The sequence below is a fragment of the Komagataeibacter intermedius TF2 genome (assembly GCF_000964425.1).
Taxonomy (GTDB): Bacteria; Pseudomonadota; Alphaproteobacteria; order Acetobacterales; family Acetobacteraceae; genus Komagataeibacter; species Komagataeibacter intermedius.
This window is the reverse complement of record NZ_BANF01000007.1, coordinates 85,455-100,539: the sequence shown is the minus strand read 5'-3', so window position 1 is coordinate 100,539 and position 15,085 is coordinate 85,455. Positions and strand designations below refer to the sequence as shown.

Below are 15,085 nucleotides of genomic sequence, written 5' to 3'. Positions count from 1 at the left end.
GTCACAGCCCCGGCCGCCGCGCCACAGGCCGCACCGGCGGGTGGGGGCAGGCGTCTCTTTGCCTCCCCGCTGGCGCGCCGGATCGCGGCACGGAAGGGTATCGACCTGTCCACGCTGAAGGGCAGCGGCCCCAACGGGCGGATCGTGCGCCGGGATGTGGAACAGGCCGCCACCGCACCGGCGCCAGTGCCCGCGCCGAAACCGGCAGCGCCTGCAACGCCCCCCGTGGCGGCGGCCGGGTACGAAAGCGTGCCGCATTCCACCATGCGCAAGGTCATCGCGCGCAGGCTGACGGAAGCGAAGAGCACCGTTCCGCATTTCTATGTGGAAATGGATGTGGAGCTTGATGCGCTGCTGGCCCTGCGCAGCCAGCTCAATGCCGCGGCCCCCGACGAGGGACCGGGCGCGTACAAGATTTCCGTCAACGACATGCTGGTGAAGGCCGCCGCCATCACGCTGCGCCGCGTGCCGAAGGTCAACGTGGCCTACACCGATGATGCGATGCTGGTGTATGACGACGTGGATATTTCCGTTGCCGTCTCCATCCCCGACGGGCTGATCACGCCCATCGTCCGCAATGCCGATACCAAGGGCCTGCGCCAGATCAGCCTGGAGACACGCGACCTGGTGGCCCGTGCCCGCGCGGGCAAGCTGAAGCCGGAGGAATTCCAGGGCGGCACGTTCTCCATTTCCAACATGGGGATGTACGGGGTGAAGGCGTTTTCCGCCATTCTTAACCCGCCACAGGCCGCGATCCTCGCCATTGCGGCGGGGGAACGCAGGCCGGTGGTCAAGGGCAATGACATCACCATCGCTACGGTCATGACCGTCACCCTGTCGGTTGACCACCGCGTGGTGGATGGCGCGCTGGCGGCGGAATGGGTGTCGGCCTTCCGCACCGTGGTTGAAAACCCCATGAGCCTTGTGGTCTGAGGAAACGGTCTTATGAGCACCACGCAATTTGATGTCATTGTCATTGGCGGCGGACCGGGCGGCTATGTCGCGGCCATTCGCGCGGGCCAGCTTGGCCTGAAGGTCGCGGTGGTCGAGGCGGCGCAGCTTGGGGGCATCTGCCTCAACTGGGGCTGTATCCCGACCAAGGCGCTGCTGCGCGCGTCCGAAATCAACCACATGCTGCACAATCTGGACGAATTCGGGTTTGCCGCCGACAACGTGCGCTTTGACTTCGCTAGGGTGGTCAAGCGGTCGCGTGATGTTTCGGCCCAGCTTTCGGCAGGTGTCGCCCACCTGCTGAAAAAGCACAAGGTCACCGTCATCAACGGGTTTGGCAGGCTGGCAGGCACCGCGGGCGGGCAACGCAAGGTGTCGGTCAGTGTCGATGGCAAGGAAACCGCCACCCTGACCGCGCCCGGCGTGATCGTGGCCACGGGTGCGCGTGCCCGCGTGCTGCCGGGGCTGGAACCCGATGGCAAGCTGGTCTGGTCCTATCGTGAGGCCATGGTGCCGACCGAACTGCCGCGCAGCCTGCTGGTGATCGGGTCCGGGGCGATCGGGGTGGAATTCGCTTCCTTCTACCGCAACATGGGTGCGGAGGTGACGATTGTGGAAGTTGCCGACCGCATCCTGCCGGTGGAAGACGCGGAAATCAGCGCCTTTGCCCGCAAGGCGCTGGAAAAGCAGGGGATGAAGATCCTGACCGGGGCAAAGCTGGGCGCGATCAGGAAGGGCGACAGTTCCGTCACCATTGACGTGACCGTGGGTGGCAAGACCCGGCAGGTCACGGTGGAGCGCGTGATCTCGGCGGTGGGCATTGTCGGCAATGTCGAGAATATCGGCCTTGAGGGCACCGCGATTGAGGTGGACCGCACCCATATCAAGGTCGATCCCTACTGCCGCACGGGGGAGAAGGGGGTCTATGCCATTGGCGACATCGCCGGTGCCCCGTGGCTTGCGCACAAGGCCAGCCATGAAGGCGTGATGGTGGCCGAACAGATCGCGGGCCGCAGCGTCCACCCGATCAACCCGCTGAACATTCCCGGCTGCACCTACTGCCGCCCGCAAGTGGCATCTGTCGGCATGACGGAAGAAAGGGCGAAGGCGGCGGGCCATAAGCTGCGTGTCGGGCGTTTCCCCTTCATCGGCAATGGCAAGGCGATTGCGATGGGTGAGCCCGAAGGCATGGTCAAGACCATATTCGATGACGCGACCGGCGAACTGCTGGGCGCGCACATGGTTGGTCCCGAAGTGACCGAAATGATCCAGGGATACGTCATTGCCCGCACCGGGGAACTGACGGATGCGGAACTGAAGGAAACCATCTTCCCGCATCCCACCATATCGGAAACCATGCACGAAGCGGTGCTGGCGGCCTATGACGGGGCGCTGCATATCTGATTGATAAAAAGGAAAAGGTTTTGGTGAAGCTTTTTTCAGAAAGCTTCAGGGCATGTCACCTTTTTGAAAAAAGATGACGCCTGAAAACTTTTTCCATATCTGCGGGGCAGGGGCCGGACGCGCTGATCGTGCGGTTGTGATCCCCTGCCGGGACGAAGGCGGCAAGAACGCTTGACGTGGTGGGGCAGGCGTTACACTTCTGATTATCTGCCTGTTTACGGGAATTTTTGCGTCATGTCCGTGCGTTTGATGATCGATCACCGGAAGAAAGGGGAGGCCGCACAGCGGCACCCGGAAAAGGCACACCGGCCCGACAACCCCATCGCGCGCAAGCCCGACTGGATCCGCGTGCGCGCGCCCAACCACCCCACCTATCACGAGACGCGCAAGCTCATGCGCGACAACAAGCTGGTGACGGTGTGCGAGGAAGCAGCCTGCCCCAACATTGGTGAATGCTGGTCCCAGCGCCACGCCACCATGATGATCATGGGTGAAATCTGCACCCGTGCGTGTGCATTCTGCAATGTCACCACGGGCCTGCCCCATGCGCTGGATGCTGACGAACCCGAACGTGTGGCCGACGCGGTGGCGAAACTGGGCCTGCGCCATGTTGTCATAACATCGGTGGATCGTGACGACTTGCCCGATGGCGGCGCGCACCACTTTGCGCGGGTGATCGGGGCCATACGGGCGGCAGCGCCCGACACCACCATCGAAATCCTGACGCCCGACTTCCTGCGCAAGCCGGGCAGTCTGGAGGTCGTGGTCCGCGCCCGGCCTGATGTGTTCAACCATAATCTGGAAACCGTGCCCCGGCTGTATCCCTCCATCCGGCCCGGCGCGCGGTATTACCAGTCGATGCGCCTGCTGGATGACGTGAAACGGATGGACCCGTCCATCTTCACAAAATCGGGACTGATGCTGGGATTGGGGGAAGACCGGCCCGAAATACTTCAGGTCATGGATGATCTGCGGATTGCGGACGTTGATTTCATCACACTGGGGCAATATCTCCAACCAACAGTGAAGCATGCTGCGGTGGCCCGGTTTGTCACACCCGAGGAATTCGCCGATTATGCGGGCATGGCCCGTGTGAAGGGGTTCCTGCAGGTCAGTTCCTCGCCACTGACACGGTCGTCGTATCATGCGGACTCTGATTTTGCGGAATTGCGCGCCGCACGTGAACAACGCCTGCGGACAGAACGTGGCGCAACGGAGATGAAGTGATGCCCACCCATGCCGAACGTCGGCTTATTGCCTATTCCCCCAGCCAGCTTTTTGACCTGGTGGCCGACGTCGGGAAATACCCCCAGTTCCTGCCGTGGTGCACGGGGGCGCGCGTGCGGACCCGCACGGCGACCGAACTGGTGGCCGACCTGACCATTGGCTTTGGTCCCTTCCGGGAAACCTTTACCAGCCGCGTGCTGCTGGAAGCGCCGGACACCATCCGTGTCAGTTATGAAAAAGGTCCGTTCCGTTACCTGAACAACGTATGGACCTTCACGCCGGAACCGCGTGGCTGCCTGGTCGATTTCTTCGTGGACTTCGAATTCCGTTCCCGCCTGCTGCAGGCGGCCATTGGCGTGGTGTTCAACGAGGCCGTGCGGCTTATGGTGTCCGCCTTCATCCGCCGGGCGCGTGACATTTACGGGCCGCCGCCTGCGGTCGCCGCGCCGGGACAGTCCGTCGGCCCGGCCAAGGCCGGCAATGCCTGACGCCCCTCCTTCGTAAAACCGGACAGGGAAAGACCGATCATGAAAACCATTCTGACCGCCATGGCGGGGGGTGTTCTGCTGTGCATGGCGCAGCCTGCGTTTGCAGCACCCGCGCCGCATCACCACGCAGACAGCGATTCCGTCGCCGCCAGTGACGCGGAAACCGCCGATCTGAACAACCAGAGCCTGCAGAAGGCCCGGGCTTCGCTCAGGCAGCCTGCTGCCCCGGCAACGGCAGCCGCCCCCGGACAGCCGGTGCAGGCAGCCGGAACCGGCCAGACCGCGCCCGTCATCCGGGTGCCTGAAACCGGCAGTACGGTCGCCGGGTACTAGGGGGCGATTTTAAAAGCCCACCCGCAAGGCTGATTGGAAATAAAAGAAGGTCCTGGTGAAGCTTTTTTCACAAAGCGTCAGGGACCTCCGCCTTTTTCGAAAAATGGCGGCCGTGGAAACTTTTATTTTTATCAGGGTGTTGTTCTGAGGAAACCTCTGCAACCAGTCTATTCCGCCGCCAGCCGCCCTGCATGATCCAGCAGCAGGGCCAGCGCAGTGCGGACGGCCTGCGTGCGCACGTCCCATCGCTCGCCCGAGAAAATGTGCGATACCGTGTCCACCGCGCCGCTGGTGCCCACCGCGAACCAGACCAGCCCGACCGGCTTGTCGCGGGTGGCGCCCCCGGGGCCGGCAATGCCGGTAATGGCGATGGACAGGTTGGCATCGGGCGCATGGGCCAGCGCGCCCTGCGCCATGGCGGCGGCGACTTCGCGGCTGACGGCGCCGTACTGCTCCAGCAGTTTCGCGGACACGCCCAGCGCATGGGTCTTCATGCTGTTGGAATAGGTGACAAACCCGCCCGCCACGACATCGGACGACCCGGCGGCTTCGGTCAGGGCCGCAGCCAGCAGGCCGCCGGTGCAGCTTTCCGCCGTGACGATCCGGCACCCGGCCGAACGGAAGCGGGCCAGCGCGTCGGGCATGTGGGCAAGGAATGTATCAGGTAGCATCGGGTATGGTCTCCTTTCCCGTCCTAACGCATCAGGCGAGGAAACGGATGCCTGTCAGGATGACGTCCGCCATGATCCCGGCCACGATGTCGTCCCCCATGATGCCGATGGCGTCATGCCTGCGGTCGAACCAGCCCACCGGGCCGGGCTTGGTAATGTCAAACAGGCGGAACAGGGCGAAGGCAAGCAGAAGCCACAGCACATCCGCCCAGCGCAGGGCCGAAAGCGGCAGGGGGGCCAGCGGGAACATGGCCAGCCACATGCCCGCGACCTCATCAATCACGATCCAGCCGTGGTCTTCCCCGTTGGAGGCCAGTTCCGTCGCACGGTAGCCCACCGCCGTGCACACCAGTACCGCCAGCGCCATCCAGATCCAGTGCCCCAGCAGCGGCACGCCCACGATCAGGGCCGCGAACGACCCCACGGTGCCCGGCGCGCGGGGGGCGAAGCCCGTGCCGCCAAAACTGGCGATCAGGTGGGACAGGGGGCGCGCCATCAGCCGTGACCCGCCGCCGGGTCGGTTGCCTGGTAAATGGCCATGTTCTCCTCCACCCGTTCAACGTAGTTGCGTGTCTCCCCAAAGGGGATGCTTTCGATCCAGTCCAGCATGGCGTCCGGCTGTGGCGTGTCGCGCGCGGGATTGCCCAATGTCTCAAGCCAGCCATCCGTGCGGTGCGGCCCGGCATTGTAGGCGGCGGCCACGTACGGCACCGCGCCGCCCATGCGCTGCGCGATGTCAGACAGGTAGGCCGCCCCCAGCCGCATGTTCAGCTGCGGGTCGGTCAGGCTGGCTGCGCTGACATTCACGTTCAGCCCGGCCTTGCGCGCCACCTCGCGCGCGGTGGGCACCAGCAGCTGCATCAGCCCCACCGCGTGGGCGGGGCTGACCACGCCCGCGTCAAACCCGCTTTCCTGCCGCGCCACCGCCAGTTCCACATCGGCGGGCAGGGTGGAGGTCGGCGGGCTGTAGACGCGCGGCCAGCCTTCATGAACCAGCGTCAGCCCGTCCTTTCCGGCCAGTCGGGCCACCATTACGGCGGCGTCGGGAATGCCAAGGCGGGTCGCCATGCGCGCGGCCAGAACGTGTTTCATCGGGCCGGTATCCTGCGCATCAAGGGCGAGGATGAAGTCACGGGCATGGTGCCGGTCGCCCCACGCCACCAGTATTTCGGCAGCGCGCGCCAGGTCGCTCGTGTCGAAATGCACCGAATCAGACACGCTGGGGGCAGGTTCGCGTTCGCGCAGCAGGAAGCGGCGGATCTGCTGCCCCGCCTGGTTGGGCGCCACCAGCTGGTTCATGCGGTCGCCTGCCAGCCGTTCAATGGCCATCTGCCCATAAAACGTGTTGGCCAGTGCCGCGGCCTGCTCCCACTGCGCCTTCGCCGCCGCGTGCCGTCCCTGCGCCCACAGCGCGCGCCCCGCCCAGTACAGCCCGCGACTGCGGGTAATGACGGGCACGGCCTGCGCCAGCGGCGTGAAATCGGCCAGTGCGTGATCGGCGTCATGCAGGTATTCCAGCCTGATCCACCCGGTCAGGAACAGCGCGTCATAATGGGTGGCCGACCCGATATCGGCAGTGTCATTGGCCATGAACAGCGCATCATCCGTGCGGTGGGCCAGCAGCAGGTCGCGTGCCATGGCGTCGCGTTCGCGCCAGAACACGGCGGCGACCGCCGGGGTCTGCTGCTTTTCCGTCTCCACCCCGCGTTCGTGCCACAGGGCCAGCGCCTCATCCAGCCGCTGGGCGTGGTGCAGCCAGCGCAGGCGGTCCAGCACCAGCGCGCCGTCGGCCTGCTGTTCCGGCGGCAGGGTGGCCAGCGTGTCCTCGGCATGGGGGTCATTGCGGCGGAAGGCAAGGCGGGCACGGGCGACGGGCTGCTGTATGGTGTCCAGCATGACGACCTGCCGCGTCGCCGCGTCGATCCGGCCCGCGCGTTCCTGCCGGTCGAATCGCAGCCAGTGGTCCTGTGGCGTCAGCACGGGGCCGAAGGTGGACAGCATGGCCTGCGTTTCGCCCTGCGTGTCGGCGTGGTTGACCCACGCCACGCGGGCCCAGCTGTCCAGTGCGGCGGGGCGCGGGGCCGCGTGCGCGCAACGCTGCAGGGCGTGCACGTCCGTCAGTTGCAGGCGGCTGCATAATGCGCCGGCGACCGCGTCATCGGGTTCGGTCGCCAGCGCCTGCTGGAACCGCGCCTGCATGAGTGGCCGCAGCGGCCATGACGGGTTTTCGGTCAGGAAGGTGGCGTATTCCTCCGCCGTGCCACTGGCTGACAGCAGGCGCAGGTACACCAGCAGTTTTGCGGCGACGGGATCATCATCGGCATTGCCGGTCGCGGCCTGCCCTGGCGTGGGCCAGCCGCCCTGTGGCCCCGCGGGCGCCGGGGCGGCATGCAGCGGGGCGGGAGCCAGCAGCGTCAGCCCCGCGACAAGGCCCATCCCCGCCACACGGGCGCGACAGGTGCGGCGCGGCATTACGCGGCCCCTCCCACATGGGTCCAGACCTCGCCCCCGCCCTTGACGATCAGTTCGATCGCCACTGCCAGCACCACCAGCAGCCCGATCCACGAAATCCAGCGGTAGCGTTCCAGCAGGCGGGCGATCAGCGATGCCGCCACCGCCATCATGACCACCGATATGACCAGCCCCGCCACCAGCACGCCCATGTGCTCGCCCGCAGCGCCCGCCACCGCCAGCACGTTATCAAGGCTCATGGACAGGTCGGCCACGATGATGCGGATGATGGCGTTGCGCAGCGATGCGGGGGCCGGGGTGCCGCCCTCCACATGGGCATCGCCGCGCATTTCGCGGTACATGCGCCAGCACACCCACAGCAGCAGCAGCCCGCCCGCCAGTGTCAGCCCGATGATGGCCAGCAGCCTGACCGCCACCAGCGCCAGGCAGATCCGTATGACCGCCGCCCCCAGCACGCCGCACAGTATGGCGATTCGGCGCGAGGCATGCGGCAGGTTGCGCACCGCCATGCCCACCACGATGGCGTTGTCCCCCGCCAGGGTAACGTCGATCAGGACAACCTGCGCCAGCGCGTACAGGGAGGAGGGGGAAAAAATGGCAGACATGGGCAAGATACGTTCCTGGGGGAGAGGGCCGCGGCAGACAGGTGCCGGGCTTCACAATCGCTTTATGCCGTTCGCTGCCCGCATCATGCAAACACGCCCGGTCCGGCGCGTAATATATGCCACGTTATGAATCGCACGTGAATATACCGGCCGGTTCAGGAAACGGGCCGGGCGGTCCGGACGGGAATCATGGGGATGGAATCCGGCGGACGGGACGGGGCCGGGGCGCGATGAGCAGGGTAAAAAGTCACCCGGACCGGCCTGTCTCGCGTTTTCGCCTGCCTTTGAGGGAGACGCACGCGGCAGAATTGGGTAGGAAGGCCGCCTGATCGTGTCCTGTCCGTATGCAGAAAAGGAAGCCCGAGAACATGGTACCGCGCTATACCCGACCCGTAATGGCCGCCATCTGGTCGCCCGAGAACCGTTACCGCATCTGGTTCGAGATCGAGGCCCTGGCCTGTGAGGCAATGGCGGAATATGGCGCGATCCCGAAGGATGCCGCCCGGACCATCCGCATGAAGGGCGACGCCGCCATGGCCGCCTTTTCGCAGGCGGACCTTGACCGCATTGATGAAATCGAGGCCGAAACCCGCCACGACGTGATCGCGTTCCTGACGTGGCTGGCGGAAAAGGTCGGTCCCGACAGCCGTTTCGTGCATCTGGGCATGACATCGTCCGACGTGCTGGATACCTGCCTGTCGGTGCAGATGGTGCAGGCCACCGACCTGCTGCTGCAGGACATGGACGCGGTGCTGGCGGCGCTGAAGCGCCGCGCGTTCGAACACAAATACACCCTGACCATTGGCCGCAGCCACGCAATCCATGCCGAACCGACTTCGTTCGGCCTGAAGATCGCGGGGCATTATGCCGAATTCGCCCGCAACCGCGAACGTCTGGTCCGCGCGCGTGCGGAAATCGCCGTCTGCGCCATTTCCGGCGCGGTGGGCACCTATGCCCATATCGACCCGCGCGTTGAGGAATACGTGGCCGCGAAGCTGGGTCTGGAACCCGAAGGCGTGTCCACGCAGGTCATTCCCCGTGACCGGCATGCGGCGTATTTCTGCGCGCTGGCGGTGATCGCCAGCGGGATCGAACGGCTGGCGACCGAGGTGCGTCACCTGCAGCGTTCCGAAGTGCGGGAGGCGGAGGAATTCTTCCACAAGGGGCAGAAAGGCTCGTCGGCCATGCCGCACAAGCGCAACCCCGTCCTGTCGGAAAACCTGACGGGTCTGGCCCGCCTCGTGCGCTCGCACGTCATTCCGGCGCTGGAAAACGTGGCGCTGTGGCATGAACGTGACATCAGCCATTCCTCGGTCGAGCGCAACATCTGCCCCGATGGCACGATCGGCCTCGATTTCGCGCTGATGCGGCTTGCGGGCATGATGGAAAAGCTGGTGGTCTATCCCGACCGGATGCAGGCCAATATCGACAGCCTCGGCGGCGTGGTGCATTCGGGCGAGGTGCTGCTGGCGCTGGCGCGCGCGGGCATCCTGCGCGAGGATGCGTACCGGATCGTCCAGCGCAACGCCATGGAGACATGGACGAAGCTGGGCCAAAAGGATGCAAGGACCTTCCGCGAGAACCTGGACGCCGACCCCGAGGTCGCCGGCCGGGTCCCGCCGGAGGTGCTGGACGCGGCAATGGACAGCAATGCCCACCTGCGCCAGATCGACCATACCTACAACCGCGTGTTTGGTGAGTCCGGCCCAACGCGGACCTGACGGAAACAACAGCAGGATATCGAGGCGTGTGCACTGTCGTCATTTCCCACGACCCGACCCGGGACTGGCCGCTGCTGCTGGCGGCCAACCGTGATGAACGCCTTGACCGGCCATGGCTGCCGCCGGGACGGCACTGGGCGGAACAGCCCGATGTCGTTGGCGGTCAGGACCAGGTGGCGGGCGGGTCGTGGCTGACGCTGAATGACGCGGGCGTCGTCGCGGGCATCATGAACCGCGTGGGCAGCCTTGGCCCCATGCCGGGCAAGAACTCACGCGGGGCGCTGCCGCTGCTGGCCGGGCGCTTTTCCACCGCGCGCGACGCCGTGGCGCATATCGCCACGATCGACGCGGGGGCATGGCGGTCGTTCAACATGATCGTGGCGGATGGGGATGACGCCTTCTTCATCCGCGGCCCCGGTTACGGGCAGCCGCAGGTCGAACCCCTGCCGCCCGGCGTGCACATGGTTGCCACCACCGACCCCGATGACATGGCCATGCCGCGCATCGCCCGTCACCTGCCGCGTTTCCGCGCGGCAGACCGCCCGGTCCCGCCGCAGTGGACGGGGTGGACCACGCTGCTGGCCGACCGGTCGCTGCCCGCGGGCAGCGAACTGAACATCCCGCCGCGTTCGGGCTTTGGCACATGCAGTTCGTCCGCCATCGGCGTGGCGCGGGACGGGCGGCGGTCATGGTTTTTCGCCGCCGGCGCCCCGGACCGCGTGGGCTACCAGCCCATCAATCTGTCCGCACCGGGCACGGGGGCGGGGTAAATATGGTATCTTCCCGCCCGGATCGCTGCTATGGCATGCGGACCATTTGGGATCATGCCAGACAACAGATCCTGCAGATCAGGGGAGGGGCCGCTCCCGGCCCGTCCCCACAGCGTTATGTGAAGGACGAGTATGGGCCGCCGCCGTCAGCTTTACGAAGGAAAAGCCAAGATCCTTTTCGAGGGGCCCGAGCCGGGCACCCTCGTGCAGTATTTCAAGGATGACGCCAGCGCCGGGAACGGCGCGAAAAAGGGCATCATTACCGGCAAGGGGGTGCTGAACAACCGTATCAGCGAACACCTCATGCTGCGGCTGCACGATATCGGGATACCCACCCACTTCATCCGCCGCCTGAACATGCGCGAGCAGCTGATCCGCGAAGTGGAGATCATTCCGCTGGAAGTCGTGGTGCGCAATGTCGCCGCCGGTTCCCTGACCAAGCGGCTGGGCATTCAGGAAGGCACGCGCCTGCCGCGCCCGATCATCGAATTCTATTACAAGAACGACGCCCTGAATGACCCGATGGTGAGTGAGGAACACATCACCGCCTTCGGCTGGGCCTGCCCGCATGACATGGAAGACATCGTGGCGCTGAGCATGCGCGTGAACGACTTCCTGTGCGGCCTGTTCATGGGCATCGGCATCATCCTGGTGGATTTCAAGCTGGAATTCGGCCGCCTGTTCGAAGGCGACAGCATGCGCATCGTGCTGGCGGATGAAATCTCGCCCGATAACTGCCGCCTGTGGGACGCCAAGACCAGCGAGAAGCTGGACAAGGACCGTTTCCGCAAGGACATGGGCAAGGTTGAAGAAGCATATCAGGAAGTCGCGATGCGCCTGGGTATCCTGCCCGAGGCCACGAATTCCGACATGAAGGGACCGGAGGTAATGCAATGAAGGTGCGTGTGACCGTCATGCTGAAGGAAGGCGTGCTCGACCCGCAGGGCAAGGCGGTGGAACACGCCCTGCACGTGCTGGATTTTTCCAATGTGGGCGAAGTCCGCATCGGACGCGTCATCGAACTGGACATTGACGAAACCGACCGCGAACGCGCCCGCGCGCAGGCCGACGCCATGGCGCGCGCGCTGCTGGCCAACCTTGTGATCGAGGACTTCACGACGGAGGTTGTCGGATGAAGATCGCCCGCCTTCTCGCCCTTGGCTGCGTCATGGCCGTGGCCCTGCCGTCCGCCCATGCGTCCGCCCAGCGTGTCTCGCGCCTGACGGGGGAGCAGCTTGGTTCGCTGTGCACAAAGCCCACGGGGACCGGCATCTGTGACGCCTACATCTCGGGCGTGGCCGATGCGGGCGCGCTTGACCACCTGTTCGAGCGCAATGCCGAAAAGGACACCAGGGACGTCGCAGCCTTCTGCATCGCCCCGGCCGCCGCCACGGCGGACATACGTGGCAAGGTCGTTGGCTGGATGAAGGATCACCGCGACGGGCTGTCCCGCCCGGCGGGGGAGGTCGTGTTCACCGCGCTGCATGAATCCTATCCCTGCGGCGGCAGCAAATGAAGGCGGCGATCGTAGTCTTTCCCGGCACCAACCGCGAACGTGACATGGCCATTGCCCTGCGCGGCGTGACGGGACACGCACCGGCCATGGTGTGGCACCGTGAGGACGCGCTGCCTGCGGGCACCGACCTTGTGGTGCTGCCCGGTGGCTTCAGCTATGGCGATTACCTGCGCTGTGGCGCGATGGCCGCGCACGCGCCGATCATGGCGGCCATCCGTGATTTCGCGGCGAAAGGCGGCCATGTCCTTGGCGTGTGCAACGGGTTCCAGATCCTGACCGAAGCACAGCTCCTGCCCGGCGCGCTGCTGCGCAATGCAGCGCTGCGCTTCCTGTCGCAGGACTGTTTCCTGCGTGTTGAACGCAATGACACGCCCTTCACCCGCCACTGGGCGAAGGGTGACGTGTTCCGCACCCCCATGGCGCATGGGGATGGCAATTACATCGCCAGCGCCGACACCATCCGCATGCTGGAGGATACGGACCGCGTGGCCTTCCGTTACGTGGCCGAAGATGGCCGTATGGACGAAGGCGACCCGCAACTCAACCCCAACGGGTCGATGCACGCGATTGCCGGTGTGTTCAGCGAAAACCTGCGCGTATGCGGCATGATGCCCCATCCGGAGGATCTGGTTGATCCGTTGATGGGCGGCGAGGATGGTAAACCCCTGTTTACGGGACTTGTGGAGGCTCTGGTCGGATGAGTGCTAAGGTATCCCGCCCCGTTGATGAGGCACTGGCGCGCGAATTCGGCCTGACGGCGGAAGAATACGGCAATGTCCTGTCGATCATGGGACGCACGCCCACGTTTACGGAACTGGGCATCTTTTCGGTCATGTGGTCGGAACACTGCTCGTACAAATCGTCGCGCGCGTTCCTGAAAACCCTGCCGACAAAGGCTCCGTGGGTCATTCACGGACCCGGCGAGAACGCGGGCGTGGTCGATATCGGGCAGGGGCTGGCCGCCATCTTCAAGATGGAAAGTCATAACCACCCCTCCTTCATCGAACCCTATCAGGGGGCGGCCACTGGCGTGGGCGGCATCCTGCGCGATGTGTTCACCATGGGTGCGCGTCCCGTAGCGAACCTCAACGCCCTGCGTTTTGGCGACCCGAACAACCCGCAGACCCGCCGCATCGTGGATGGCGTGGTGCGTGGCGTGGGCGGATACGGCAACTGCGTGGGCGTGCCCACGGTGGGTGGCGAGATCAACTTCCACCCCGCATATGATGGCAACCCGCTGGTCAACGCCATGACGGTTGGCGTGGCGCGGCAGGACCGCATCTTCCTGTCGGCGGCCGCTGGTGTGGGCAACCCGGTGATCTATGTCGGGTCCAGGACCGGGCGCGACGGCATCCATGGGGCCACCATGTCATCGTCCGAGTTTGACGAGGACGCGCTGGCCAAGCGTCCGACCGTGCAGGTGGGCGACCCGTTTGTCGAAAAGCTGCTGATCGAGGCCTGTCTGGAACTGATGGCGACGGATGCCATCGTGGCCATTCAGGACATGGGGGCCGCAGGGCTTACGTCATCATCCGTTGAAATGGCGGGCAAGGGCGGCGTTGGCATCGACCTTGACCTTGACCACGTGCCGCAGCGCGAACGCGGCATGACGGCGTATGAAATGATGCTGTCCGAAAGTCAGGAACGCATGCTGATCGTGCTGCGCCCCGACCGCACGGAACAGGCCCGCGCCATTTTTGACAAGTGGGAACTGGATTTTGCCGTCATCGGCCATCTGACCGATACCGGCAACATCGTGATCCGTCACAGGGGCGAGGTCGAGGCCGACATTCCGCTGGCCCCGCTGGCGGATCAGGCCCCGGTCTATCACCGCCCGACCGCGCCCGCGCTGAAGCCGCAGCCGATGGAGCCGATCATCGACCCCGTTGGCGTGGAACAGGCGCTGATCCGGCTGATCGGCTGTCCCGACCTTGCATCGCGCGCATGGGTGTACAACCAGTACGACAGCACGGTGGGCGGCCAGACGGTCCGCAGGCCGGGCGCCGCCGATGCCGCGATCGTCAAGGTCGAGGATACGGAGATCGGCCTTGCCCTGACCACCGACTGCACGCCGCGCTACTGCCGCGCGAATGCGAAGCTGGGTGGCGCGCAGGCCGTGGCCGAAGCCTGGCGCAACATTACCGCGACCGGCGCGCGCCCGCTGGCGGTGACCGACAACCTGAACTTCGGCTCGCCTGAAAAGCCGGAGGTGATGGGCCAGTTCGTCGATGCCATCGCAGGCATGGGGGAAGCCTGCCGCGCGCTGGACTTCCCGGTCGTCAGTGGCAATGTCTCGCTGTACAACGAAACCCGCGCGCCCGATGGCACGTCACAATCCATCCTGCCCACGCCCGCCATTGGTGGTCTTGGCGTGCTGGAGGACGTGCGCACGGCGGTCGGGCTGGAAATGCCCGATGGCTGCGACATCATGCTGCTGGGCGAGACGAAGGGCCAGCTTGGCCAGTCGATCTGGCTGCGTGAAATCCTTGGCGCGCAGGATGGGGAACCGCCCGAGCTTGATCTGGCGGCCGAACGGCGCAATGGCGATTTCGTGCGCGGGCTGATCCAGAACGGCACCATCATCGCCTGTCATGACGTGGCCGATGGCGGCGTGCTGGTGGCGGTGGCCGAAATGGTCATGGCGGGGCAGGCGGGCTGCGTTCTGGGCGCGCCGCAGTCGGGCATGCGGCCCGAAGCCTTCTGGTTTGGCGAGGACCAGTCGCGTTACGTCGTGGCCGTGCGTGACGGGCAGGCGCTGGCGACCCTTGCCGTGCAGGCGGGGGTGCCATGTCGCAAACTTGGCCGTTCTGGCGGGCAGGGTTTGACATTGCCCAGTGGTTCCACAATATCCAAGGCACGTCTGCTCGCGGTGCATTCCGAATTCTTTCCGCGACTGATGGACCGATAGGGCAGGAGTTTTAAGCCAG

At 65.3% G+C, this 15,085-nt stretch carries 16 protein-coding genes; 12 read left to right on the top strand and 4 right to left on the bottom strand.

Translation table 11 applies throughout. The features are described from left to right. The 5 genes from B7449_RS01065 to B7449_RS01045 all read left to right on the top strand — a co-directional run. Nucleotides 1-933, top strand: a 933-nt coding sequence (locus tag B7449_RS01065) for a 2-oxo acid dehydrogenase subunit E2 (RefSeq protein WP_048883128.1), incomplete at its 5' end; no start/stop codon positions are given. A gap of 12 nt (nucleotides 934-945) precedes the next feature. Continuing rightward, nucleotides 946-2,355, top strand: a complete 1,410-nt coding sequence (lpdA, locus tag B7449_RS01060; protein ID WP_039732601.1) for a dihydrolipoyl dehydrogenase — start codon at nucleotides 946-948, stop codon at nucleotides 2,353-2,355. A gap of 234 nt (nucleotides 2,356-2,589) precedes the next feature. After that, nucleotides 2,590-3,582 carry a lipoyl synthase gene (gene lipA, locus B7449_RS01055; protein WP_039732603.1) on the top strand — a complete coding sequence of 331 codons (993 nt, stop codon included), beginning with the start codon at nucleotides 2,590-2,592 and terminating at the stop codon, nucleotides 3,580-3,582. Further along, a complete protein-coding gene (locus B7449_RS01050; protein ID WP_039732604.1) occupies nucleotides 3,582-4,070 on the top strand; it encodes a type II toxin-antitoxin system RatA family toxin in 489 nt (162 codons plus the stop codon). Before lipA ends, B7449_RS01050 begins: the two co-directional genes overlap by 1 nt. A gap of 39 nt (nucleotides 4,071-4,109) precedes the next feature. Continuing rightward, entirely contained in the window at nucleotides 4,110-4,403 is a 294-nt protein-coding gene (locus B7449_RS01045) for a hypothetical protein (RefSeq protein WP_199858325.1), read from the top strand. A gap of 167 nt (nucleotides 4,404-4,570) precedes the next feature. Here B7449_RS01045 and B7449_RS01040 read toward each other — a convergent pair whose 3' ends face one another. From B7449_RS01040 to B7449_RS01025, 4 genes are read right to left on the bottom strand one after another with little or no spacing between them, the layout of a single operon-like run. Beyond that, nucleotides 4,571-5,074, bottom strand: a complete 504-nt coding sequence (locus B7449_RS01040) for a CinA family protein (protein WP_039732605.1) — start codon at nucleotides 5,072-5,074, stop codon at nucleotides 4,571-4,573. Nucleotides 5,075-5,105: 31 nt separating this feature from the next. Next, nucleotides 5,106-5,570, bottom strand: coding sequence for a phosphatidylglycerophosphatase A family protein (locus tag B7449_RS01035; RefSeq protein WP_039732606.1), 465 nt, complete (start codon nucleotides 5,568-5,570; stop codon nucleotides 5,106-5,108). Continuing rightward, on the bottom strand, nucleotides 5,570-7,546 hold the full coding sequence (locus B7449_RS23475; protein WP_048883127.1) for a lytic transglycosylase domain-containing protein: 1,977 nt from the start codon (nucleotides 7,544-7,546) through the stop codon (nucleotides 5,570-5,572). Before B7449_RS23475 ends, B7449_RS01035 begins: the two co-directional genes overlap by 1 nt. Beyond that, nucleotides 7,546-8,151, bottom strand: coding sequence for a YjbE family putative metal transport protein (locus tag B7449_RS01025; RefSeq protein ID WP_039732607.1), 606 nt, complete (start codon nucleotides 8,149-8,151; stop codon nucleotides 7,546-7,548). Before B7449_RS01025 ends, B7449_RS23475 begins: the two co-directional genes overlap by 1 nt. A gap of 368 nt (nucleotides 8,152-8,519) precedes the next feature. Here B7449_RS01025 and purB point away from each other — a divergent pair, with 368 nt between their 5' ends. The 7 genes from purB to purL all read left to right on the top strand — a co-directional run bounded on the left by purB (nucleotide 8,520) and on the right by purL (nucleotide 15,066). After that, complete coding sequence (purB, locus tag B7449_RS01020) at nucleotides 8,520-9,872, top strand: adenylosuccinate lyase (RefSeq protein WP_039732644.1); 1,353 nt, start codon at nucleotides 8,520-8,522, stop codon at nucleotides 9,870-9,872. A gap of 26 nt (nucleotides 9,873-9,898) precedes the next feature. Next, a complete protein-coding gene (locus B7449_RS01015; protein WP_039732608.1) occupies nucleotides 9,899-10,642 on the top strand; it encodes an NRDE family protein in 744 nt (247 codons plus the stop codon). A gap of 132 nt (nucleotides 10,643-10,774) precedes the next feature. Next, a complete protein-coding gene (gene purC / locus B7449_RS01010) occupies nucleotides 10,775-11,539 on the top strand; it encodes a phosphoribosylaminoimidazolesuccinocarboxamide synthase (RefSeq protein ID WP_039732609.1) in 765 nt (254 codons plus the stop codon). Further along, nucleotides 11,536-11,778, top strand: coding sequence for a phosphoribosylformylglycinamidine synthase subunit PurS (gene purS / locus B7449_RS01005; RefSeq protein ID WP_010514261.1), 243 nt, complete (start codon nucleotides 11,536-11,538; stop codon nucleotides 11,776-11,778). The genes purC and purS overlap by 4 nt, the downstream gene beginning before the upstream one ends. Beyond that, the gene (locus B7449_RS01000; protein WP_039732610.1) at nucleotides 11,775-12,158 is read left to right on the top strand and encodes a Rap1a/Tai family immunity protein; all 384 of its coding nucleotides are present in this window, start codon (nucleotides 11,775-11,777) and stop codon (nucleotides 12,156-12,158) included. Before purS ends, B7449_RS01000 begins: the two co-directional genes overlap by 4 nt. After that, entirely contained in the window at nucleotides 12,155-12,859 is a 705-nt protein-coding gene (gene purQ, locus B7449_RS00995; RefSeq protein ID WP_039732611.1) for a phosphoribosylformylglycinamidine synthase subunit PurQ, read from the top strand. The genes B7449_RS01000 and purQ overlap by 4 nt, the downstream gene beginning before the upstream one ends. After that, nucleotides 12,856-15,066, top strand: coding sequence for a phosphoribosylformylglycinamidine synthase subunit PurL (purL, locus tag B7449_RS00990; protein WP_039732612.1), 2,211 nt, complete (start codon nucleotides 12,856-12,858; stop codon nucleotides 15,064-15,066). The genes purQ and purL overlap by 4 nt, the downstream gene beginning before the upstream one ends. The last annotated feature ends 19 nt before the right edge of the window (nucleotides 15,067-15,085 follow it).